At 66.5% G+C, this 19,243-nt stretch carries 27 protein-coding genes; 11 read left to right on the plus strand and 16 right to left on the minus strand.

Going from position 1 to position 19,243, the window contains the following annotated elements:
- Window positions 1-95 precede the first annotated feature (95 nt).
- Window positions 96-278 (plus strand): hypothetical protein, encoded by a 183-nt coding sequence (locus tag WMF43_RS35275; protein WP_437671459.1) that lies wholly within the window; start codon window positions 96-98, stop codon window positions 276-278.
- Window positions 279-601: 323 nt separating this feature from the next.
- Window positions 602-1,420 (plus strand): FHA domain-containing protein, encoded by an 819-nt coding sequence (locus WMF43_RS35280; RefSeq protein WP_437671461.1) that lies wholly within the window; start codon window positions 602-604, stop codon window positions 1,418-1,420.
- Between the two features lie 394 nt (window positions 1,421-1,814).
- On the opposite strand, the gene WMF43_RS35285 is transcribed toward WMF43_RS35280, so the two are convergent.
- The 15 genes from WMF43_RS35285 to WMF43_RS35355 all read right to left on the minus strand — a co-directional run bounded on the left by WMF43_RS35285 (window position 1,815) and on the right by WMF43_RS35355 (window position 11,804).
- Window positions 1,815-2,153 carry a hypothetical protein gene (locus WMF43_RS35285; protein ID WP_437671463.1) on the minus strand — a complete coding sequence of 113 codons (339 nt, stop codon included), beginning with the start codon at window positions 2,151-2,153 and terminating at the stop codon, window positions 1,815-1,817.
- Window positions 2,144-2,602: an RNA polymerase sigma factor gene (locus tag WMF43_RS35290; protein WP_437671465.1), complete on the minus strand. Its 459-nt coding sequence runs from the start codon at window positions 2,600-2,602 to the stop codon at window positions 2,144-2,146. The genes WMF43_RS35285 and WMF43_RS35290 overlap by 10 nt, the downstream gene beginning before the upstream one ends.
- Before the next feature lie 416 nt (window positions 2,603-3,018).
- A complete protein-coding gene (locus WMF43_RS35295; protein ID WP_437671467.1) occupies window positions 3,019-3,447 on the minus strand; it encodes a DUF6573 family protein in 429 nt (142 codons plus the stop codon).
- A 2-nt stretch (window positions 3,448-3,449) separates the two neighbouring features.
- Entirely contained in the window at window positions 3,450-3,818 is a 369-nt protein-coding gene (locus tag WMF43_RS35300) for a helix-turn-helix domain-containing protein (protein WP_437671468.1), read from the minus strand.
- 77 nt (window positions 3,819-3,895) lie between these two features.
- The gene (locus WMF43_RS35305) at window positions 3,896-4,609 is read right to left on the minus strand and encodes a hypothetical protein (RefSeq protein ID WP_437671470.1); all 714 of its coding nucleotides are present in this window, start codon (window positions 4,607-4,609) and stop codon (window positions 3,896-3,898) included.
- Between the two features lie 109 nt (window positions 4,610-4,718).
- Window positions 4,719-5,279, minus strand: coding sequence for a DUF6939 family protein (locus WMF43_RS35310; RefSeq protein ID WP_437671472.1), 561 nt, complete (start codon window positions 5,277-5,279; stop codon window positions 4,719-4,721).
- Between the two features lie 83 nt (window positions 5,280-5,362).
- Window positions 5,363-5,566 carry a hypothetical protein gene (locus WMF43_RS35315; RefSeq protein ID WP_437671474.1) on the minus strand — a complete coding sequence of 68 codons (204 nt, stop codon included), beginning with the start codon at window positions 5,564-5,566 and terminating at the stop codon, window positions 5,363-5,365.
- Window positions 5,567-5,872: 306 nt separating this feature from the next.
- Window positions 5,873-6,145 (minus strand): hypothetical protein, encoded by a 273-nt coding sequence (locus tag WMF43_RS35320; protein ID WP_437671476.1) that lies wholly within the window; start codon window positions 6,143-6,145, stop codon window positions 5,873-5,875.
- A gap of 95 nt (window positions 6,146-6,240) precedes the next feature.
- Entirely contained in the window at window positions 6,241-6,450 is a 210-nt protein-coding gene (locus tag WMF43_RS35325; protein WP_437671477.1) for a hypothetical protein, read from the minus strand.
- A 226-nt stretch (window positions 6,451-6,676) separates the two neighbouring features.
- Window positions 6,677-7,252 carry a hypothetical protein gene (locus tag WMF43_RS35330; RefSeq protein ID WP_437671479.1) on the minus strand — a complete coding sequence of 192 codons (576 nt, stop codon included), beginning with the start codon at window positions 7,250-7,252 and terminating at the stop codon, window positions 6,677-6,679.
- Entirely contained in the window at window positions 7,249-8,313 is a 1,065-nt protein-coding gene (locus WMF43_RS35335) for a tyrosine-type recombinase/integrase (protein WP_437671481.1), read from the minus strand. Before WMF43_RS35335 ends, WMF43_RS35330 begins: the two co-directional genes overlap by 4 nt.
- A 6-nt stretch (window positions 8,314-8,319) precedes the next feature.
- Window positions 8,320-8,538 carry a helix-turn-helix domain-containing protein gene (locus WMF43_RS35340; protein ID WP_437671483.1) on the minus strand — a complete coding sequence of 73 codons (219 nt, stop codon included), beginning with the start codon at window positions 8,536-8,538 and terminating at the stop codon, window positions 8,320-8,322.
- A gap of 2 nt (window positions 8,539-8,540) precedes the next feature.
- The gene (locus tag WMF43_RS35345; RefSeq protein WP_437671485.1) at window positions 8,541-8,954 is read right to left on the minus strand and encodes a single-stranded DNA-binding protein; all 414 of its coding nucleotides are present in this window, start codon (window positions 8,952-8,954) and stop codon (window positions 8,541-8,543) included.
- A 57-nt stretch (window positions 8,955-9,011) separates the two neighbouring features.
- Window positions 9,012-10,886 (minus strand): AAA family ATPase, encoded by a 1,875-nt coding sequence (locus WMF43_RS35350; protein WP_437671487.1) that lies wholly within the window; start codon window positions 10,884-10,886, stop codon window positions 9,012-9,014.
- Window positions 10,887-11,318: 432 nt separating this feature from the next.
- Window positions 11,319-11,804 carry a helix-turn-helix domain-containing protein gene (locus tag WMF43_RS35355; RefSeq protein WP_437671489.1) on the minus strand — a complete coding sequence of 162 codons (486 nt, stop codon included), beginning with the start codon at window positions 11,802-11,804 and terminating at the stop codon, window positions 11,319-11,321.
- Window positions 11,805-12,043: 239 nt separating this feature from the next.
- On the opposite strand from WMF43_RS35355, the gene WMF43_RS35360 reads away from it, so the two are divergent.
- The 9 genes from WMF43_RS35360 (at window position 12,044) to WMF43_RS35400 (ending at window position 17,808) form a co-directional block, all read left to right on the plus strand.
- A complete protein-coding gene (locus tag WMF43_RS35360) occupies window positions 12,044-12,265 on the plus strand; it encodes a helix-turn-helix domain-containing protein (protein ID WP_437684152.1) in 222 nt (73 codons plus the stop codon).
- Window positions 12,262-12,816 (plus strand): hypothetical protein, encoded by a 555-nt coding sequence (locus tag WMF43_RS35365; protein ID WP_437671491.1) that lies wholly within the window; start codon window positions 12,262-12,264, stop codon window positions 12,814-12,816. The genes WMF43_RS35360 and WMF43_RS35365 overlap by 4 nt, the downstream gene beginning before the upstream one ends.
- Window positions 12,798-13,910 (plus strand): adenylosuccinate synthetase, encoded by a 1,113-nt coding sequence (locus tag WMF43_RS35370; protein ID WP_437671493.1) that lies wholly within the window; start codon window positions 12,798-12,800, stop codon window positions 13,908-13,910. Before WMF43_RS35365 ends, WMF43_RS35370 begins: the two co-directional genes overlap by 19 nt.
- The gene (locus WMF43_RS35375) at window positions 13,910-14,668 is read left to right on the plus strand and encodes a dUTP diphosphatase (RefSeq protein WP_437671495.1); all 759 of its coding nucleotides are present in this window, start codon (window positions 13,910-13,912) and stop codon (window positions 14,666-14,668) included. The genes WMF43_RS35370 and WMF43_RS35375 overlap by 1 nt, the downstream gene beginning before the upstream one ends.
- Complete coding sequence (locus WMF43_RS35380; RefSeq protein WP_437671497.1) at window positions 14,665-14,919, plus strand: hypothetical protein; 255 nt, start codon at window positions 14,665-14,667, stop codon at window positions 14,917-14,919. Before WMF43_RS35375 ends, WMF43_RS35380 begins: the two co-directional genes overlap by 4 nt.
- A 93-nt stretch (window positions 14,920-15,012) precedes the next feature.
- Window positions 15,013-15,462: an HNH endonuclease gene (locus WMF43_RS35385; protein ID WP_437671499.1), complete on the plus strand. Its 450-nt coding sequence runs from the start codon at window positions 15,013-15,015 to the stop codon at window positions 15,460-15,462.
- Entirely contained in the window at window positions 15,462-15,671 is a 210-nt protein-coding gene (locus WMF43_RS35390) for a helix-turn-helix domain-containing protein (RefSeq protein WP_437671501.1), read from the plus strand. The genes WMF43_RS35385 and WMF43_RS35390 overlap by 1 nt, the downstream gene beginning before the upstream one ends.
- Window positions 15,668-16,123: an ERCC4 domain-containing protein gene (locus WMF43_RS35395; RefSeq protein ID WP_437671503.1), complete on the plus strand. Its 456-nt coding sequence runs from the start codon at window positions 15,668-15,670 to the stop codon at window positions 16,121-16,123. The genes WMF43_RS35390 and WMF43_RS35395 overlap by 4 nt, the downstream gene beginning before the upstream one ends.
- Window positions 16,120-17,808 (plus strand): hypothetical protein, encoded by a 1,689-nt coding sequence (locus WMF43_RS35400; protein WP_437671505.1) that lies wholly within the window; start codon window positions 16,120-16,122, stop codon window positions 17,806-17,808. The genes WMF43_RS35395 and WMF43_RS35400 overlap by 4 nt, the downstream gene beginning before the upstream one ends.
- 180 nt (window positions 17,809-17,988) lie before the next feature.
- On the opposite strand, the gene WMF43_RS35405 is transcribed toward WMF43_RS35400, so the two are convergent.
- Window positions 17,989-18,369 (minus strand): hypothetical protein, encoded by a 381-nt coding sequence (locus WMF43_RS35405; RefSeq protein ID WP_437671507.1) that lies wholly within the window; start codon window positions 18,367-18,369, stop codon window positions 17,989-17,991.
- Window positions 18,370-19,243: the final 874 nt, after the last annotated feature.

The raw sequence follows: 19,243 nt of genomic DNA on the forward strand, positions 1-19,243 counted from the left end.
CCGGGCCGGCAACGTGGGTTAGCGGATTTGCGACGGACACCGGCCGCCGTCCAGAGCCACACAACTGGCGCCTCTGGGCCGTTGATATCTCGGGCATGATCGACCCTGACGAGCTCGACGCCATCGCTGACGCCGTTCTCGCCGAGGAGGACGAGACCTTCTCTCTGCCCGTCGCCCCCGGCCTCGTGCTGGAGCTCGCCTACGACAGCTCCGGCCTGTTCGCCGCGACCTGGCGGACCGGGTCATGGTGGCGGGCGGTCGACATCGGGGAGGCGTGATGCCATGCCTCGCGTGCCTGCGGCAGGCATGCCTCGCGGCAGGCTAAATCCTGGACCTCACGTACGTTCACAACGGAACGACCCCGGAGCTGCTCGCCGGGAGCACGGCGGCCGGACGCCCCTCCCCCTGCGGGAGCACCGGAGGCAGGCTGCTCTTGACACGGGACGGTATCTCCGCTGGCCTCGCAGATTGGGGTGGCCACGGGCCTAGCTGGTGGTTCCTATATAAGCGAGGGACGCTGCTGCGATAATCAGAACGACGGATCACGATGGTGTGCCATCCACCACCGTGTCACTTTCAATACGGGAGATGTAATTCCACTATGGCTTTCCGCGTTGCCGTACTTTATGCGCCCATCGATGAGCCATACATGCAGCAGTTCGACAAACATCTACAGCGATTAAAACGAGGCTTCGTCAGGGTGTGGCACACTGGGCAAATACTGCCCGGCAACAACCGCGATCTCGATGTCGCAGATCAGGTCGAAAACAGCAGAATCGTAGCAGTACTCGTAAGTGCAGACTACCTCGCAATGGACGAATGCCACAGTCCAGCAATTTACAATGCAACAGTCAACGCAGCACTAGGGATCCAGACGTTGATTCCAATTATCGCGCGGTCCTGCAACTGGGAGCAATCGCCGCTTGGTCACCTCGCTCCGATTCCGGACAACGCAAATCCAATATCTCAATGCGACGACCAAGACGCAGCGTGGAAACACGTCGCCGCCCACATCGCGAAAGCACTTAGCGAAATCACATCTTCCATTCCAGGAGAAGCTGAGCGCAAGCGACGCGAGCTCACTGGCGACACGTGCGACTCGTCGAGCGTCGCGATTCTCGAAGTATGGTTCGACAATAAGTCACAAATATTCTACCTACAGGATTTTAATTCAATAGGCCGACTTTCACAGAATAGTATCGTAATTCTACATCCCCAAATATCTAGGCGTCACTGTATCATCGCCCAGCAAGTTGGCGGATTCTTCATTTGCGATCTTAACTCGTCATGTGGCACTAGCGTAAACGGAAACCAATTAACCGCGACAGGACTAAGGCATGGCGACAACATTATGCTCGGCAGCGTAAAGGCGACGTTTCGAATTATTCGCAAGTCAGCAAGTGGCAAATGCAGCACGTGACGTTGAAGCCACGACCTTGATCGCTCCAAGTGCGCACATGATCGCAGATCGGGCATGAAGAAGCATGACCACTGCCCGAGGCCAAGAACACCAATACAGGTTAGGCGCTCTCAATGCATACCCTATGCTGGAGCTCGCGTGCGACGAGGCGGGTCTGTCCTCGGCGACCTGGCAAGCTGGGTCATAGGCGGGTTTCGAGTTTGTGGAACCGTGAGTTCGGGAAGGGACCGCGGAGGAGTCTACCGCGAGCGACGCCGCCGCTTGAGCACGTGCGCGAGGTGCTTGCGGCCGAGGCGGAGCCGCGAGAACGCGGTCTCGACGGGCACCCCGAGGCTCCGGGCGACCTGGGAGACCTGCTCGCCCTCGCCGGCGGTGCCGTCGCGCTGGTGAGGACCTACCCGCGCCTGCGGCGGCGCTTCTGCCGCTGGATGAAGCGCCAGCGGGCGATCTCGAACGCGGCATCGTTGAACCAGGGCGCCCCGGGCGCCTTGGCGATAGGCTTGCCGAAGACGTCCGTCCAGAGATCGAACCCGGCGCGCCGGAGCTCCCGCAGGTGGCGCTCGGTCACGCGCTTGGGGATCCGGAGCAGGCGCCGCGTGTACGACTCCTCGAACACCAGCACGACGGTCCGGCCGTTCATGAGCCGCACCTTGCGCTTATGGGTCTTGTAGCGCGTGACGATGGCGCCCTTGGGCGGGCCAAGCTTGTGCTCGGGATGGCGTTTCACCGGCATCGGCGCCACCTCCGCAGCCGGAGCTCGAGCGCGGCGCGTGCGATGCGGAGCCGGCTGATCGCGCTGTGCGGGCTCATCCCGTGCCGTCGCGCGTACGCGGAGAGGGTCTCCGGGCTGTCGACGACCAGGAGGATCTCCTGATGCTCCGGCTTGAGACTGCCGATCGCCGCGAGCAGGTCGCGCGCCTCCAGCTGGGCCTCCAGGCTCGGGCCGACGACCCCGCGCAGCCGGCCGAGCGGCTGGGCGTCGAGGATGACACGGCGCACGTACGCGCTGTCGAAGTAGTGGCCTGCCTGCCTCCAGGCGATACCGTGCAGCCACTTCCGCAGCGCGTCCCGGGGCTTGTCCTTCGGGTCCGGCCGGTACTGGCCGCGCCTCACGGCCTTCCAGGCAGCGACGAAGACGGCCTGCTCCACGTCGTCGCGATCGCGCTTCGGGATGCCCTTCAACGTGGCGAGGACAAGGCCGCGTTCGGCAAGGATCGCCTCGATCGTCGGTCGCCTTCGGGGATGTCTCGCGGCAGGCGGGCGCTTGGCCCCCTTCCGCTTCTTCTTCACCCGGCCCTCCCGCGTTCAGCCGGGCCGGGCGGCGCAGAGGAGCTACCTGGATCGGCAGATGACCAGGGGCGAACGGAGGGCGGATCGATTCCTTGGCCCGTCGGCGGGCGTAAGCATATAACGAACATGTCGGACCTCGTTTGCAGCGGGGTTCGGCCACGCAGCCCGGGGTGTTCCCGCACCCGCGGGCTGCACTTCATTGCGGCTTGTAACAGCCATGCTCCAGGAGGCACAACTCACGCCAATGCTGCGCAGCTGCCTTTGCTGCGAAGCTGGCGTTCTGCGAAGCTGCGGCGGGGAGGAGCGTGTCAGTCTTCTTCGGGGAGCATGATGGTGATGACCGGCTCGCAGTCGTCACCGGGGCCGCAGATGGCCTTGAGCTTCACGAGGGCAGGCGTGATGGATTCGGTGACCACGTGGAGCTCGAACAGGATCTCGCTCTGATCCTTGTTTCGGACGGCGGCCCACCTGAACATCCAGAGAATGTCCCAGAGTCGGCCTTCCTCGCCGTTGCCTGCCCGGATCGCCGCGGGCGTCAGCTTCACGTAGCGCCCCCAGACGGTGCTCGTCACGGCTACCGGGATCTTCACGCCGAGCTCGCGAGCCGTGGCGCTCACGTCGATGAGGGTGCCGTCCTCGATGGCCTGCGCGCGGGCATACGAGAAGACCAGCTCCATGGTGATTTCGTCGTCGACCGTCGGCGGCTTCCCCGCCCCGTTGTTGTCGTGCGCGTCCATGATCACACCGCCCTCGCGAGCACTGGGCGGCACAGACCGCACGAAAGGCGCAGCTCCGCGCAGTCGCAGGGCGCCTCCCGGATCGGCACCACGGCGGCCGGCTTCGAGCGGGTCCGCGGCTTCCTCTCCGACCTCGGCGCCGGAGCGGGTCCCGGCTTCACCTGATCCCGCGAGCCAGGGCGGGGAACGGACTTCAGAGCGGGGAACAGGCTCACCAGCTGCTCGTAGTGGGAGGCAATCGGGGTCATGAGCCCGGACTCCCAGTACCAAACGGAGCTCGCAACCACGTCCAGAAGCTGACCGAGTTCTTCCTGAGTGAGACCCGCTGCGATACGCGCTGCGGCGAGCGCTTGACCGAATGCCCTTTTCATTGGAAACCTCCGACGCCGCTATCCCCGGGCCCGCGCGTTCCGCGGGACACCGGGGCTCACAGCCGCGGCGGAGGTCGTCAGAGGCCGATCGCCTGGCGGATCTCGTCCGTCATCCAGGGGGCGCCGCGCAGGTAGGTCACCGTCGCGCTGGAGCTGTCGGCGCAGGCCGCGGGGAGCGCGCTCTTGTCCGCCTGCCCGCGGAAGACCTTCAGCACGATCGAGTGGAGCTTGGCGTCATGGCCCAGGGCGAACCGGCGCTTCGCGGCGAGCTCGGCGCCGCAGCCGCAGAGGCAGTGCCCGGTCGCCGTGGTGACCGTCTTTTTGGACGCCTTCGGGACCTTGGCCTTCTTCCCCGCCTTCTTGCCGCCCTCGGTGCCCGCCGCGGGCTGCTCGGCCTCGCTGCCCTCGACGGCCCTCTCGCTGCCCTCCGAGGGGGTCTCCGTGGCCTTCTCGCTCGCCTGGGCCCCGCTACCCTCGGCGACCACCTCCGGCGCGACGGCGGTATCGTTCGCGGCCTCGACGACGGGGCTCACGCTCGCCTCCGGAGCCGGCGCGCTCGCGGGCGGCTGGGAGACCGGCGCGGCCTCGACGACGGCGGCCTTCGCGCTCTTCTTCCCCGCCTTGATCCGGAAGACGTTGTTCGTCAGCGTGAACACGCCGCTCCTGACCAGGTTGTTGGCGGCGCGCATGTCGAGCCCCCGCGCCTTCAGGTGCCCGGCCTCGACCTCGCCGTGCTTGGCGACGTACTCGTAAACCCTCTGCTGCGGCTCCGTGAGATTCTTGATGTCCATGTCGTCCTCCAGTCCCTAAACCTTCACGCTACGTGCCAGTCCTCTAACGCCTTGAGCCCCGGGCCCGCGCGCTCCGCGGGACACCGGGGCTGTGGTCGAGTGTGGACGCCTACTGCGGCCAGCTACCCGTGTTGAGGTATGTGGCCAGTACCCACGCGTGCGACATCGGGCCGTTACGGTCGATGCCTCTGCCGGTGTCGTGGTCCCGCAGGTAGACGGGGCCGTCCCACGCCTTCGCGGCCTCGACCCACTGCCTGACCTGCTCGTGGGTCATCCACCAGTCGATCAGCCGCTTGAAAGCCGGGATGTAGATGGCTCGCCTCGCGTCACCGGGTTTGGTGATGAGCGGTTCTCCCTCGCCGGCCCAGGCGCCGATCGGCCGCTTCGCCTTGCCCCGCCGCCAGTCCCCCGCGAGCGTCGCCTCGTCCGGTCGTCCGCCGACCTCGAAGATCTTGGTCCCTTGCCACAGGCACTCGACCGAAACCGCCGTGACGTCCTCGTAGACGTGCAGGATCGCCCGGTTCGTGGGGTTGCTCCAGACCCAGTTGCGGAACGTGCCGATATCGGACGTGTCGTTCTTTCCGCAGGTGTTGATCACCAGCGCCTTCGGGTCGTCGATCGCTGCCCTCATACCAACCGCGGTGAACTTCCCCATGTGCTCAATCTTCATTGCCACCTCCGCCCTGAAAATTTTCACGCGACGTGCCAGAGCCCCATGTGACCATCACCGCTGGTTCGCTGCCCACCACGCCCTCAGTTCTCGGAGCCCGACAGGAGCTCTTGGAGCATGTTTTCGTGGAGCTTGATGAGCCCATCCGTGGCTCGATTCTGGGGACGAGCACGGAGGGTTTCGAGCGTGTTGCGCAGCGTGGCGATCTTTTCCTCTTTGGTCCGAGTGTCCGGCGCGAACGTGAATCCCTTGGTCATCCGCTTCATGTCTCGCTTCGTGAGCTTCATTGTCGCGACCTCCGCCCAACAGATTTTCACTCAGCGTGCCAAAGCTTCACGCGGCCGTCGGCGAACAGCCTGGTTTCCTCGAGTCCGCGTTCAAAAGCAGGGAATTATGACAGCGGCGCCATATATCGAGAGCCTCAGCGCATTCGAGATACGCTCTCGAGGCCTCCGAGACGTCTTCCAGGCCATTATGACAGGCGTGTCATGTATCTGGCAGACACGTCATATTGAGAGTCGGAACCCTCAACGCCGCGAGCCCCGGGCCCGCGCGCTCCGCGGGACACCGGGGCCAGGGCGGTTCACCGAGCGCTACTCCAGCTCGACCTCCATCATGTACCCTGTGTCGTCATCGTACATGTCGACGTACTCGACCTTCGCGCGGTCGAACGACACCGACGCGCTGGTGCCGGTGAGCTTGATGACGATCTCGGTGTCCGTGTGGCTCACGTGATCGCCCACGTACGCCGGTCCGTCCTTAAGCTTGATGAGCGTGAGCTGAGTGATGTCACCGTCATAAGTCTTCGGATCCTCCAGCACAGAAATGAGCCACTCATCGATATCCCATGTAGCCTGATCGTCCATCGGTTCACCTCTCGACATGTCCACGGTTCCTGACGCCTCAGGCCCCGGGCCGGCGCTCTCCGCCGATCACCGGGGCTCGTCAGCGTTGCGGCGACCTACGCGAAGAAGGTGAAGTAGTCGGCCGCCCAGACGCGAGCCTCCTTCGGCTCGACCAGCCCATGAGACTTCCACTGCCCCCGGTTCGCCCCGCGCAGCTCGCGGGTGAGGAGCGCGCCGAACTTGCCGATCTTGACGTCCTGCAGCGTGCCACCCTGCGCGGCGAGCGCCTCGAAGATCGGAAGCACCTGATTAATCCCGAGCGTCATGCTGTCCATCGTTCAACCTCCGCCCGACAAACTTTCACTCGACGTGCCAAATTTGCAGACGACTCCCAGCCGGCAGCACGCCGGTTCGAGAAGGCTCGAGAGGAAGGCCAATTATGACAGCCGTGTCATGTATCGAGAGCCACGGCGATTTTCAGATACGGTCCGAAAGCCGCAGAGACGTCACCCGACATATTATGACAGCGGTGTCATGTATCTGGCAGACGTGTCATGATGCCCTGCGACGGAACGAATACGCGGCCTTGAGCACACGCAGCTCGGCGCGGGGCTCGGACTCCCCGCCGGCCAGGTGCGCAAGGGCGCTCCGGAGCGCGTCCGCCGCGTCCCTGTGGCTCCCCTCGGGCGATGCCAGCTCCCGACGCGCCCGGTCCACGGCGAGGAGAGCGCGACGCTGCCGAGCCAACGCCGCCACGCGCAGGACGGCGCCGGTCGGGTCCGCCTCGGGGTCGCGATCACGGAGCAGGCCTCGCACGTAGCCGATCACCTCCCCGTGCGTCAGGTCGTCCGTGACGACGCCGGTCGACAGCGCCGCTGCGAGCGAGCGGTGCAGCGGCTCGCCGAAGTCCTCAGGCTTCAGAAGGGGCTCGAGCTCGTTGGTCGCGATGGATGCCGCGAGCGCTTCCCTCTCCGCCTCCACGTCGACGGGCGGCCTCGCCTCCAGCGCCTCCCGCCAGCGCGCGGTCCGTTGGACGGCGAGCAGCGCGGCGAAGCCCCCGAGGACGTCCTCCAGGGCCTTCCGAAGCTCCCTCACCGCCCAGACGAGCTCCCCCCTCCCGAGCCTCACGACACCATGCGTTCCTTGATCGCGGACACCGGCGAGTCGAGCAGCGTCACGGCGTCGCGTCGGATGTCCGGTGAAAGGTGACTGTACCGAAGGGTGATTTCCATGTTGCTGTGGCCGAGCAGCTCCTGGATCGCCTTGATGGCAACCCCCTTCATGGCCAGGTGGCTCGCGAACGTGTGCCGGAGCACGTGCCAGCCGATCCGCCGAAGCCCTGCCCGGTGGCACGCACGCCAGAGGGGACGCCTGCACTCGCCGCGGCTGAGCATGTGCCCGCCGCGGCCGGGGAAGACCAGGTTGCCCGCGAACCGGGAGGGCAGCTCCCGAAGCACGGCGACCGTCTCCGGCGACAGAGGCAGCTCCCGTCCCTTGCCGCTCTTCGGCGTGCCGACGATCCCGCGCGCAACCGCCCGGCGCACGTTGAGCCGCCCGGCCACGAGGTCCACGTCGTCCCAGCGCAGCGCGAGCAGCTCGCCGTGCCGCAGCCCGGTCCGCAGGGCGAGCAGCAGCATCGGCCTCCACTCCCGCTCGGCCCCGTCGAGCAGCCGCTGCGCCTCCTCGAAGGTCAGGAAGTCGAACTCGGGCAGCGGGGTCGGTAGCCACCGCATCGACGGCACGGTGGCGAGGCGTCCCCACTCCTTCGCGACGGTGAAGACCCGGTGCAGCACGGTGAGCTGGTTGTTGATCGTCTTCGGCGCGAGGCCGGCCGACACCTGCTTCGCCTTGAACTTCTCGAACTGCTGCGGGCCGATGGCATCGAGGCGGAACTCGCCGAAGAAGGGCACGAGGTACTTGTTGACAATCGTCTTCTTGGTCTCGACCTCCGACGGCTTGTTGTTGGTCACCGCATACGTCTCGATGAACTCCTTGGCGAACTCCTCGAACTTCGGAACGACCACGTTGGCCTTGAGCGACACCTCCAGGCGGCTCCGCTCCTGCCGCTCCAAGGCGAGCGCCTCCGACTTGCTCACGTTGCCGACCGTCTTGCGGACGCGGTTGCGCCTGCCGTTCCGCCAGATGACGATATCGATGGTCCACGAGCCCTTACGCCGACGTACTGTCATTCCGCATCACCTCTTCTGCTTCTTGTCAGCAGCGGCCCATTCCAACACGGCTGGACGGTAGATGCGAAGTACTCGCCCGAATCGCTTGACACCAGGGACCTCCCCATCCCGTATGAGCTCATAAACCGTCTTCTTGCTGACACGCAGGTACGCCGCGAGCTCTTCGGCGGTGAAGAAGTCCTGATCGGCCGCCGCTGCCGCCTCCGTGTTCGTGGAAGCGCTCATGGTCAGAACGGAATGTCGTCGGTGGAGCCCTGGCCGTGAGAGCCCGACGGCTCGTAGTCATCTCGGCCCTGCCCGCCGCCGTTCTTCTTGTCGAGCAACAGGAGGTTGGTCGCGACGACCTCGGTCTTGAAGCGCTTGTTGCCCTCGCGATCGTCGTAGCTCGACGTCTGGAGCCGGCCCTCCACGAGGACCTGCGAGCCCTTGCGGAGGATCGGGGCCAGGGCTTCCGCGCGCTTGCCCCACAGAACCACGGAATTCCAGTCCGTGCGCTCCTTCTTCTCGCCTTCCTTGTCGAAGTACGGCTCCGTCGTGGCCATGCGCATGTTCAGCACGGCCTGCCCAGACTGCGTGTGTCGGAGCTCCGGATCGGCTCCGAGGTTGCCCGAAAGGATGACCCTGTTGATCCCGTACGCCATGATCGCCTCCTACTTGCCTGCGCCGAAGTTCATCTCGTCTTCGCTCATGCCCTCACCTCACTCCGCGGCGTCGACCTCCGGAGCGTCCTCCAAGGCGACCGCGAGCATCCCCTGCGCCCGCGAGACGAGCGCGGCGAGCTTGTTGCCGGTCGCCGTCTCCAGCTCCGCCTCGATCGCCGCCCGGTCCTCAGGCGCGAGCTGCGGCAGGATCTCGTTGAGCTCCGCTCGGAGCTTCGTGTCCGGCGCGATCACGCCAGCCGCCCAGGCCTTCGCGAGGTCCTCCCACGTCGCCGGCAGGGACGGCGGAAGGCGCAGGCGCGTCTTCGCGTAGTACGTGGCGCTCTCGCGCGTGTAGAGGATGCGCCCCTTGTACCGGCCGAGCGAGCGCGAGGTCTTGCTCCCCTTCTGCACCTCGACCACCCAGTCCAGGAACAGCACGTGGTCCGCCCACGCGCGCCACATCTGCCGCGCCTCGACGCCGGTCGTCCCGGTCCCCTTGAGCTGGATGTCCCAGCGGCGGTAGAGGTCTCCCGAGGTGGTGGACGCATCGACGGTCTCCGCGGCGTGCGCGATGATCCAGATGTGGACACCGCTGCGGCGGATCGCGTCGAGCTTCGCCTGGACCTCGAACCAGAACGGCTCGGCGGCGGACCACACCTTCTTGTAGTCCTTGGCGTCCATGTGGCGGACCTTCTCCGCGCCGCATGCGGCCTCGTGGACGAGCCGCTCGATGCCGGACAGCGAGTCGAGTGCGAGGTGCGGGAACTGCCTCCGGCCCTCCACGTCCGCGGTGTTGAGCTCGGCGAAGACGTCCAGCGCCTGGTGGAGCTCGGCGAGCGTGCGCGGCGTCTCCTTGAAGTGTGCCGGCTCGTGGTCGGGCGACACACCCTTGAGGCCTTCCTCGATCGGCACGATGAACACCCCGGGGATCGTAGAGACGAGGTGCGTCTTCCCGATGCCGCTGCGGCCGGTCAGGATGATCTTGTGCTTGCTCCGGTCGGGCGCGCGGGTGACCGAGGCCGCGGAGAAGCGGGGCTGCGGCCGGGGCTTCGAGCCCTGGGTCGGCGGCGGGGAGGGAGGCGCCTTCGCGGGCGGCTGGCTCCTCGCCGGGGGCGGCGCAGCCTTGCCGGAGACGGGCCGGACGTGGGAGGTCGAGAACTGCTCGAACTTCTCCAGCGCGTCGAGGATCGGCGCGTCGGTGCGGAGCGTGACGAGCTTGAGCGCGTGGTCCAGCAGGCCGACGTTGGCGAGCAGCGACTCGCGGATGCTGTCCGGCCGAACCTTCCAGCTCCCGTCGTCGTTCTTCTCGTTGACCGCCTTCCAGATCCCCTCCACGGAGCCGAACTCGCCGAGCAGCCGCTTCGCGTGCTCCGCGCCGATCTTGGGGACGCCCTTGATGTTGTCCGCCGTGTCGCCGACCAGGGCGAGGTAGTCCCGCATCTGCTCGGGGCCGACGCCGAACTTGTTCCGTACGTTGTCGGGCCGCACCACGACCCCGGTCTGGACATGCAGTAGCGACACCCGGTCGTTGAGCAGCGCCAGCAGGTCCTTGTCCTGCCCAGCGATGACCACCTCGATCGGGGGATCCTGCTCGCCGGCCCAGGCAGCAGCGGTCGCGATGAGGTCGTCCCCCTCGAAGCCGCCGACCTCGAGGACCTGAAAGCCCATGGTCCTGAGCTCGGCGACGACCCGCGCGAGCTGGGCGCAGCCGGCCTCGTCCTTCGGGGGCCGCTTCGCCTTGTACTCGGGCTCGATCTCGTAGCGGAACGAGCGCCCCGCGTCGCAGCAGATGGCGACGTGCGAGTGCTTGCTTGCGAGCTGGCGAACCTTCCCTATGACGGCCTCGTAGGGCGCGTCGATAGATTGGTGCTTGGAGCTGAACCAGTTGAACCAGAACAGCGCCGATAGATCGAGAAGGAGCAATGCAGCCATTCTGACCTCCGGGCACAACGAATCACGCGAGCGCACGTCTGTCAATCGGCGCACTCAGAGTGACAGGCTGCGTGGCAGTAATCCGACACCATTGCGATGGACGAGGCCGGGACGATTTGATAGACGTCGCTCCGATCCCACATTGGCGCCGTTATTTAAGCTATGCGGCGCACGATTCCGTCGACTGGTCGCTGCCTCGACCGCGTTGACAGGTTGGCACTACGTTGCAAGCTACTAGGTCGCGAGGGGAGAGGACTAGCGTGCCGCGGCATCCATCAAGCCGGTGGAGCGAAGCGTGACAGTGAGCAGGATCGCGTTAAGTGAGACTGATTGGGGCCAGCGATCGGGTGTTCCGGCCTGGGTCGCCCCGCGGGCAGGTCGTTGCCGCGCAGCCCTACCGCCGTTCCTTGTGCTGCTCGGGGACGGAACGAGCTATGCCGGGCGGCGCCGCGCGGTGAGCTTGACCTTGGACATGGCGGCCTCGATCTGGTCCAGCACGTCGGCCCACTCGGGCGGCTCAAGGTCGGCTGCTTCGGGGGTTGCGCCGAGCGCTCGCGCCGCAGCTACCGTGGGGGCCGACCACTTCCCACGGTGGTACGCGATCGCCGCCTCCAGCGGGTGCGACAGTTGGCGGGCCGCAACCGGCGCGGCGGTCGAGACGCCATCGGCGTCCCCCCGGCCGGTGGCCAGCCACTCGAAGCTGACCTCCAGGGCATCGGCGATCCGGCGCATCATGTCGGGCGAGATCTTGGTTCGCTCGCCCTTGATCAGCCGGCTGACGTAGCCGCGGGAGAGCTGCGCCTTGTACTCCAGGCCGTGCTGCGAGAGCTGGCGCTTTTCCAGCATGATTGCAATCCGCTCGGCAAGGCTGCCAGGGGCGGGCACCGTAGGGGCGAAAGGCTCGATTTCTTTGACCATTTTGTCGTCTCCGGCGCCCCCCAGTGTAGCTGGCGGAGCGCGTCGCTGTCAAGTGGTCGCGAACTGACGTCAGGATCCTGCGCCGCTGTCACTCTGGGTGCCACGTGTGACAGCTGTCACTCATCACCTGACTATTGACACCCGTGTAGACGGTTGATAATCTGGAGAACATGCACCGGTTTACCAAAACCCAGCTCGGCAAACGATTCTCGGAGGGGTCCAGGCAACTCTGGCTCCTTATGATCAAGCGGGAATGGTCGCAGAAGACGCTCGCCCAAGCGCTGGGCAAGCATCGCACTGCTGTGAACCGTTGGCTCAATGGAAACAGGGCGCCGGACTATCTAACCTGCATCCACATCCAGCAGGTGCTCGGCATCGAGGCGTCCGCGTGGGGGCAACCGCCCGTCGAGCCGTTCGTCCCGCCGGCCACCTGGAAGCTCGTGCCCCCGGAGGCTGCATGAGGGACGCGCTCGCGCAGGCGAAGCGGGCGCTGTCCCGCCAGGGGGCGCTCCTCGTGATCGACGTCGATGGCACGCTCGCCGACGACGTGGGACGCCGGCACCTGAGACCGGTACCGGAGCCGCACTGCCTGGGAGGCGTGTCGGCCGAGCAGATCGACCGCTACATGGCGCCCGAGCTCGTCGCGTTGGACGCGTGCGTGCGCGGCGCCCAGCGGTTCCTCGTCTCCCTGCTGCGCTACCTCCCGCTCCGAGGCCGCAACCTCGCGGTCGTGACGGCGCGCTGGGACACGCTGCGCTCGATCACGGAGCTGTGGCTCGCGGCGAACTACGGGTTCCTGCGTCCCTGCCCGCTCCTCATGCGGCGGTGGGGCGACTCGCGCCCGTCGGTCGACGTGAAGCTCGAGCTCGTCCTGGAGCGCGGCACCCATGGCGTCTGGCTCGACGACGACCCGCGGATGCTCGCCGCCGCCGAGCAGATCGGCTTCGTCCCGCTGAAGGCCCCTGAAGCCTACACCCCCTCGGAGGAGGTCCAATGCTCGACGGAAAGGTGAACGTCCTGCTCGATGCCCAGTGGGGGAGCAGCGGCAAGGCGAAGGCGGCGCTTTGGCTCGCCGAGCGCCACGGCGCGACCTTCGCGTCCTGCTCCAACGGCCCAAACAGCGGCCACACGGCCGTGCGCGACGGGAGCAAGTACGTGTTCAAGTGCCTGCCGGCCGCGTCGCTGGCGAACTCCGTCAAGACCGTCCTCCTCACCGGGGCCAGCATCTTCGACCTCGATCAGTTCAAGACCGAGGCCTGCTGGACCCAAGCGGGCATCGTGATCCACGAGCGAGCCGTCGTCCTTCAGGAGCGTCACCGCGAGCAGGAACGCACCTGCGCCGGCCTGACCGTGATCGCCTCGACGCAGCAAGGCACCGCTGCCGCGGCGATCGAGAAGCTCATGCGCAACCCCGAGGTGGTCGCCGCCGCGCACCGGGACGCGTTCTGGCCCGATCGCGTCGCCAGCTCATTCGAGTGCCGGGCCATCCTGTTGGACGCCCTCGAAAAGGGTCAGGCGGCGCTGCACGAGGTCTCCCAGGGCTACGCGCTCTCGCTCGATCACGGCTCGCACTACCCCCAGTGCACGAGCCGCAACTGCACCACGGCGCGCGCGCTCGATGACCTCGGCATCAGCCCCCGGCTGCTCGGCGACGTCTACCTCAACGTGCGGCCGTACCCGATCCGGGTTGGCCACATCATGCACGACGGCCAGGTCCTCGGTCACTCGGGGGGCTTCTACCCCGACTGCGAGGAGACCGACTGGGAGACCGTCGGGCGGCTCGCGGGCATGCCGGACGAGGAGATCCGCAGGCTCTACCAAACCGAGCTCACGACGGTCACCAAGCGGCTCCGGCGCGTGTCGACCTTCAGCTGCATGGGCTTCGTCGATGCCGTTCGGGCGAACGGCGCCACGAAGATCATCCTGAACTTCGCCAACTACCTCGACTGGAGCGTGCACCGCGCGCGCGGCGAGGTGCCCGTCGATGACCTGCCCGCACGGGTCCGCGACTTCGTGCGGCTCCTCGAAAACCTGTCCGGCTGCCCGGTCGTCGCGATCGGCACCGGCGCTGACCACAACGACGTTCTGATCCCCAGGAGGCTGTGATGGACCACGTTCGCCAGGAGCTGTTCGCAAACTTCGGTCGGGTCACGGAGGCCGCTCGGCACGTCTTCGAGCAGAAGAGCGCGTCGTACGGCTACCGGAACATCGCGGAGACCGGCGAGGACGGCGTGCTGCTCCGCATGAAGGACAAGTTCGCCAGGATCAGCAATAAGGACATCCCGGGCGAGAGCGTCGACGACACCCTGATCGACCTCATGAACTACGCCGCGATCCTGCTGCTCCTGCGCTCGGGGAAGTGGCCAGGGTACCAGGCCGGGACGACGCAGCGCGACCTCGGGCGCACGCTCCAGGTTCTCGACAGCGGCGCCGCGGGCATCTCCGCCCCCGCCCTCGAAGGGGACGTCGGCTACGACCTCCGGGCGGCGCGCGACGTCACCGTGCAGGCGGACGCGGCCGGCCCGACGTACATCCCGACCGGGGTTCGCGTGAAGGCGCCCGAGGGCACCTGGCTCCGCATCGTCGGCCGCTCCAGCACCACGAAGCTCGGCCTGCTCACCGCCGAGGGCGTCATCGACAACGCCTACACCGGCGAGCTCCTCGTCGCCTGCTTCAACCTCTCCGGCCGCGACATCACGGTCCGCGAGGGCGACCGGCTGGCCCAGCTCATCTGCTGCCCGATCATCACGCCGAAGATGGCGATCGTCGAGCAGCTGCCGGTCACGGCGCGCGGCACCAAGGGGTTCGGCTCCACCGGCGAGGCCGTGAGCTCGGCGCCGATCATCGCCGCGGTCGGGGCATGAACCGAGCGGACGTCCTGACGGAGCTGCGCCGGCTCCTGGACGGGCTGCCGGAGCCGTGGCCCGAGGTGGTTCTCTTCGTCGTCCGGCGCATCGCGTCCGGCCAGCCTGGCGTGCGACGGGAGGGCATCTCGACGGCCGCGGAGTGCGCCGCCCACGCGTGCGACATCGCGATCGAGCGGATCGCTGAGTTCCTGCAGCACGGCCCCGACGCCGTGGTGAGCCCGGCCGGCATCTCGCCGCCGAGGCGATAAACAGCGCCGCGAAAGCGGCTTCAGATGGTGTGAAACGCGCGCGCTTGGCGGCGCATAGGCCGCCTTGCGCGCATTTTCTGGGGAGACACGACCTTGAGCCGATGGAGTGCCATAACTCGACTCGGACCCTACACGGTTGCTGCGCTCATCTGGAGAGCCAAGAAGCTTTGCACCTGGTGCGGTCAGGAAGTCGCCAAAGGCAGATACGCGATTGATCATGTGGTCCCTCGGGCACTCGGAGGGGCCGACGTCTGCACGAACCTCGTTCTCGCGTGCGCCGAGTGCAACGTGGCGCGCGGGGACTCTCCCAGCGTTTCGCCTTCCCTGCTGCTCCGCATCGAAGCCGCCGGCCGCACGGAGGCTCAGTGCTGGGAGGAGGTGAGGCGGCAGACCGCGATCCCGGCCGGGCGCGGAACGTGGGCCAACCTGTCCGCGCGAGTGCTCGCCCGGCAGTGGTTCGGCGAGACGATCGACAAGGACCTCGCGCACGCCCGAGCCTACAAGGCGCGCGTCGCGCAAGAGCTCAAGAGGGTTCCCTTCTGATGAGCTCGGAAGGTGGAATTCGGCTCCTGAAGCTGACGAAGAAGTACACACAGGCTCGCGTCGCGCGCAAGTGCGGTGTGAGCCAGGCCGTCATCAGCTTCTGGATCTCGGGCAGGAGCAAACCGGACTACGAGAACCGGAAGACCCTCTACAAGCAGTACCAGATCGAGATGGACGCCTGGGATCGCGACTCGGAGCAGGTGAAATGAGCGACGACCGCATCGTTCTGGTCATCGACACGCGCGAGCAGCGGCCGTGGTCCTTCTCCGACGAAGTGGCGACCGTGCGCGCGACGCTCTCGGCCGGCGACTACTCGGTCCAAGGCCTCGAGGACCGCATCCGGCTGGAGCGCAAGGAGCTCGGCGACTTCGTGACCTGCTGCACCCGCGAGCGCGACCGCTTCGTCCGCGAGCTCGACAAGCTCCGCGCCTACGAGCTGCGGGCGATCGTCGTCGAGGCCTCCCTGCTCGACGTCGCGGCGCACCGGTACCGCTCGCGGGCGCTGCCCAAGGCGATCGTGGCGTCCGCCGTCGCGTTCCACGTTGACTACGGCGTCCCGACGATATGGGCAGGCGACCACGCCAAGGCCGCGCGCGTCGCCGAGATGATCCTGTGCCGCTTCGCCAGGAAGGCGGCCGAGCTGCGGACGGAGCAGACATGAACACCTCGGAGAAGAAGTATCTCGCGGAGGAACGCGCCGCGATCCAGAACGAGCAGGACCACGGCCGGCGCGGGAACCTGCGCGTCGCGCCCGCGGTTGCCCCCACGCCCGAGGATCCGCGTCCGCTCATCCGGCTCGGTCCGGAGCTCCACGAGCTGGCGGACCGTGGCATCCAGGCGCTCCGCGCGGATGAGGACCTCTACCAGCGGGACGGCGCTCTCGTGCACGTCACCCAAGCGGAAGCCGACGACGCCTCGATCGTGGCAGGCTCGCCGCAGGTCAGACGGCTGGCCCTTGCTACCCTTCGCGAGCGGCTCACGCGCGCCGCGCGCTGGGAGCGCTTCGACAAGCGCGCTGATGACTGGGTGCGCACGATCCCGAGCGACGCGGTGGTGCACGCCATCCTGAACCGCGGGGAGTGGGACGGTATCAGGCACATCGTCGGCATCATCGAGACGCCGGCCCTGCGGCCCGATGGGTCCGTGCTCACGTCGCCGGGCTACGACCAGGCTACGGGCTACCTGTACGTGCCCAACGCAGAGTTCCCCGTGGTGCCCGAGTCGCCGACCCAGGACGATGCGAAGCGCGCGCTCGCCGAGCTCGCCGAGTGCTTCTGCGACTTCCCGTACAAGTCCGAGGAGCACCGGTACACGGCGATCGCCGCGATCCTCACGCTCATCGCCAGGCCGGCGATCCGGGGAGCCGTCCCCGCCTTCCTGTTCGACGCCTCCACGAGGGGCAGCGGCAAGACCCTCCAGAGCGACGTCGTGTCCCTCATCGCGACCGGCCGGACCACGGCGAAGATGAACTACCCGGCCGACGACGCCGAGCTGGAGAAGGTGCTCGGCGCATACGCGCTGCGCGGGACCGCGCTCGTCAACTTCGACAACATTACTCGGCAGTTCGGGGGCGGGCCGCTCGACCGCTGCCTGACGGCCGAGGACACCGTGGAGCTCCGCATCCTGGGCAAGAGCGAGATCCCGACCCTGCGCTGGCGCTCCGTCATCGTGGCGACCGGGAACAACATCACCCTGACCGGCGACACCGCGCGCCGGGCGCTCATCTCACGGCTCGAAAGCGACCTTGAGAACCCGGAGGACCGCGCCGAGTTCAAGCACCCCGACCTCCTGGGATGGGTCCACTCCGAGCGGACGCGCCTCGTCGCCGCGGCGCTGACGCTGCTCCGCGCCTTCTTCGTCGCCGGCTGCCCGCAGGGCAACATCAAGCCCTGGGGTTCCTTCGGCCCGTGGGCGCAGCTCGTGCCCGCCGCAATCGTGTTCTCGGGCGGAGCCGACCCGATGCTTACGCGACCCACCGTCGAGGGCGATGAGGACCCGGAGAAGCAGGCGCTCTCGGTCATCCTTCACCACTGGCCCCGGCTCGACAACAAGGGAGACGGGCTCACCGTGAAGGCAGCCATCTCCGCCCTCTACTCAACCGAGCGCCTGCGGGGCCAGCACCTGCCGCCTGACGGCTTCGACGACCTGCGCGAGGCTATCGAGGCCCTAGCGCCGACCAGACCAGGTGCCGCTCCCGACCCGACGCGCCTGGGGAACAAATTCGCGAAGCTCCGCGCGCGGGTAGTTGGCGGCCGAAAACTCGTCGCGGTTCCGGCTGGTCATGGCATCAAGCGCTGGAAGGTGGCGGAGGCCAAGAGCGCCCAGACGCCTGGCAACACGAGCTAAGCCTGCCGCACAGCTTCTTCGTGACCGCGCGAGCAGGCTCACCCCGTAGAAACCTACGACATCAGAAGCTCTCGCTCGGTGCCGTCCGCGCAGCGGAGTACCACCTTGCCGCCTTCTTCGTGAGTCGTAGTGAGCAGCGCATCATAGACCGATAGCGCCCTCCGAATGACCTCAGTGAGACTATCCGCCTCGCTCAATTCCCGTACGCGCTCGAGCCTTTCTCGGACCCGCTCTGGCAGCTCCAAGTTGAGCCTTACCTTTGTTTCCTTGCTCGGCGGTCTGGCCATAAGTACCTCGATTGCGGGTCGCGACGAGCCCAGCCAGAGCAACAACCGTGAGCATGGCAGTATGCCACATTACAGGGCCATCATGTCCGCCCTGGGCACCAATGGTAATAAGTGCGGTCACCGCGACGACGGCGGTGGAACCAAGCGGAGCGGCCGCACGGATGATCGCGCTAACGCCGTAGTGCCGCTTTATAAACTCGTCGCTGTCGATCCCTTTGTAGAGATCGTAATTGTGCTGAACTGTCTTCGCGAATTTCTCGTTGTGCTTGTTCATCCCGGCAACACCATTGTGTCTTGGGGCCGGAGGTGTGAGCAGAGCTGCGATCATCTACCATGATCACACACTGCTCCTACAAGCACGTCAGTCAGCCATACCCGACCTGCGTGCCCTTCGGCCATGCTGATGTATGTTCATCGGAAGGGCTGTTCTCGGCTTCCGACGCCAAATCCTGCAGGATTCGCGCGGAAGCGAACTCACCTCAGGCGTTCGCAGTATCAGCTGTCGGTACATACTCAGGTCCTCGGGCGACGTGTATTCAGGTTATTGTGATCGCCAAACCTCGTCTTGGTCGATACTACATTATGTACATCGCATGTGTACTCTGGCAAGGGGGAATGTAGGTTTTGTCGGCACATTGTAATCTAAACTGCAACCAGACCAGACACTAGGCCGGTGGGGCATGTGGGGCTGGTGGGGCGCTTCCGGTCCGGTCTCCCGGAGATGTCACATGGCATGCCTTGTGCTACGCGCGCATGTACGCGGGCGCGCGCGGGAAAGTGTCCTGACATTTCGGCGGCATTGGACGGGAGAGGCCCCACCCGCCCCACCGGGCCCACCCAGCCAGCCACCCGCGGGATAGCAGGACCTCCCACCAGAAGAGGACCCTCCCCCGAGAGCGCCCTCCTCTTGGCCCTCTCTGGAACTCGGCCGGCTCCGAGCTACCCCAGTGACCGCCACATGCCGAGAATTCCAGGACGGTACCGCTCCGTGCCAGGACGGGGCTGTCTCAGGTACGCCCGCCACCACGCCTGCGGCGGGCTGCCTCTCCCAGGTTCATTGGCCTCCACGCCGCGTTCGCCAGCACAAACGCGACTATTGACGAGGGTATATCGGGTGTGTGTTGTGTCGTGGCCCCGCTGTCCTCTCC

Source organism: Sorangium sp. So ce131, assembly GCF_051519095.1.
Taxonomy (GTDB): domain Bacteria; phylum Myxococcota_A; class Polyangia; order Polyangiales; family Polyangiaceae; genus Sorangium.

What these genes read in the sequence shown, in the direction of transcription:
- WMF43_RS35275 (WP_437671459.1), top strand. Translation starts at nt 96, where the DNA reads ATGATCGACCCTGACGAGCTCGACGCCATCGCTGACGCCGTTCTCGCC.
- WMF43_RS35280 (WP_437671461.1), top strand. Translation starts at nt 602, where the DNA reads ATGGCTTTCCGCGTTGCCGTACTTTATGCGCCCATCGATGAGCCATAC.
- WMF43_RS35285 (WP_437671463.1), bottom strand. Translation starts at nt 2,153, where the DNA reads ATGCCGGTGAAACGCCATCCCGAGCACAAGCTTGGCCCGCCCAAGGGC.
- WMF43_RS35295 (WP_437671467.1), bottom strand. Translation starts at nt 3,447, where the DNA reads ATGGACGCGCACGACAACAACGGGGCGGGGAAGCCGCCGACGGTCGAC.
- WMF43_RS35300 (WP_437671468.1), bottom strand. Translation starts at nt 3,818, where the DNA reads ATGAAAAGGGCATTCGGTCAAGCGCTCGCCGCAGCGCGTATCGCAGCG.
- WMF43_RS35305 (WP_437671470.1), bottom strand. Translation starts at nt 4,609, where the DNA reads ATGGACATCAAGAATCTCACGGAGCCGCAGCAGAGGGTTTACGAGTAC.
- WMF43_RS35310 (WP_437671472.1), bottom strand. Translation starts at nt 5,279, where the DNA reads ATGAAGATTGAGCACATGGGGAAGTTCACCGCGGTTGGTATGAGGGCA.
- WMF43_RS35315 (WP_437671474.1), bottom strand. Translation starts at nt 5,566, where the DNA reads ATGAAGCTCACGAAGCGAGACATGAAGCGGATGACCAAGGGATTCACG.
- WMF43_RS35320 (WP_437671476.1), bottom strand. Translation starts at nt 6,145, where the DNA reads ATGGACGATCAGGCTACATGGGATATCGATGAGTGGCTCATTTCTGTG.
- WMF43_RS35325 (WP_437671477.1), bottom strand. Translation starts at nt 6,450, where the DNA reads ATGACGCTCGGGATTAATCAGGTGCTTCCGATCTTCGAGGCGCTCGCC.
- WMF43_RS35335 (WP_437671481.1), bottom strand. Translation starts at nt 8,313, where the DNA reads ATGACAGTACGTCGGCGTAAGGGCTCGTGGACCATCGATATCGTCATC.
- WMF43_RS35340 (WP_437671483.1), bottom strand. Translation starts at nt 8,538, where the DNA reads ATGAGCGCTTCCACGAACACGGAGGCGGCAGCGGCGGCCGATCAGGAC.
- WMF43_RS35345 (WP_437671485.1), bottom strand. Translation starts at nt 8,954, where the DNA reads ATGGCGTACGGGATCAACAGGGTCATCCTTTCGGGCAACCTCGGAGCC.
- WMF43_RS35350 (WP_437671487.1), bottom strand. Translation starts at nt 10,886, where the DNA reads ATGGCTGCATTGCTCCTTCTCGATCTATCGGCGCTGTTCTGGTTCAAC.
- WMF43_RS35355 (WP_437671489.1), bottom strand. Translation starts at nt 11,804, where the DNA reads ATGGTCAAAGAAATCGAGCCTTTCGCCCCTACGGTGCCCGCCCCTGGC.
- WMF43_RS35360 (WP_437684152.1), top strand. Translation starts at nt 12,044, where the DNA reads ATGATCAAGCGGGAATGGTCGCAGAAGACGCTCGCCCAAGCGCTGGGC.
- WMF43_RS35365 (WP_437671491.1), top strand. Translation starts at nt 12,262, where the DNA reads ATGAGGGACGCGCTCGCGCAGGCGAAGCGGGCGCTGTCCCGCCAGGGG.
- WMF43_RS35370 (WP_437671493.1), top strand. Translation starts at nt 12,798, where the DNA reads ATGCTCGACGGAAAGGTGAACGTCCTGCTCGATGCCCAGTGGGGGAGC.
- WMF43_RS35375 (WP_437671495.1), top strand. Translation starts at nt 13,910, where the DNA reads ATGGACCACGTTCGCCAGGAGCTGTTCGCAAACTTCGGTCGGGTCACG.
- WMF43_RS35380 (WP_437671497.1), top strand. Translation starts at nt 14,665, where the DNA reads ATGAACCGAGCGGACGTCCTGACGGAGCTGCGCCGGCTCCTGGACGGG.
- WMF43_RS35390 (WP_437671501.1), top strand. Translation starts at nt 15,462, where the DNA reads ATGAGCTCGGAAGGTGGAATTCGGCTCCTGAAGCTGACGAAGAAGTAC.
- WMF43_RS35395 (WP_437671503.1), top strand. Translation starts at nt 15,668, where the DNA reads ATGAGCGACGACCGCATCGTTCTGGTCATCGACACGCGCGAGCAGCGG.
- WMF43_RS35400 (WP_437671505.1), top strand. Translation starts at nt 16,120, where the DNA reads ATGAACACCTCGGAGAAGAAGTATCTCGCGGAGGAACGCGCCGCGATC.
- WMF43_RS35405 (WP_437671507.1), bottom strand. Translation starts at nt 18,369, where the DNA reads ATGAACAAGCACAACGAGAAATTCGCGAAGACAGTTCAGCACAATTAC.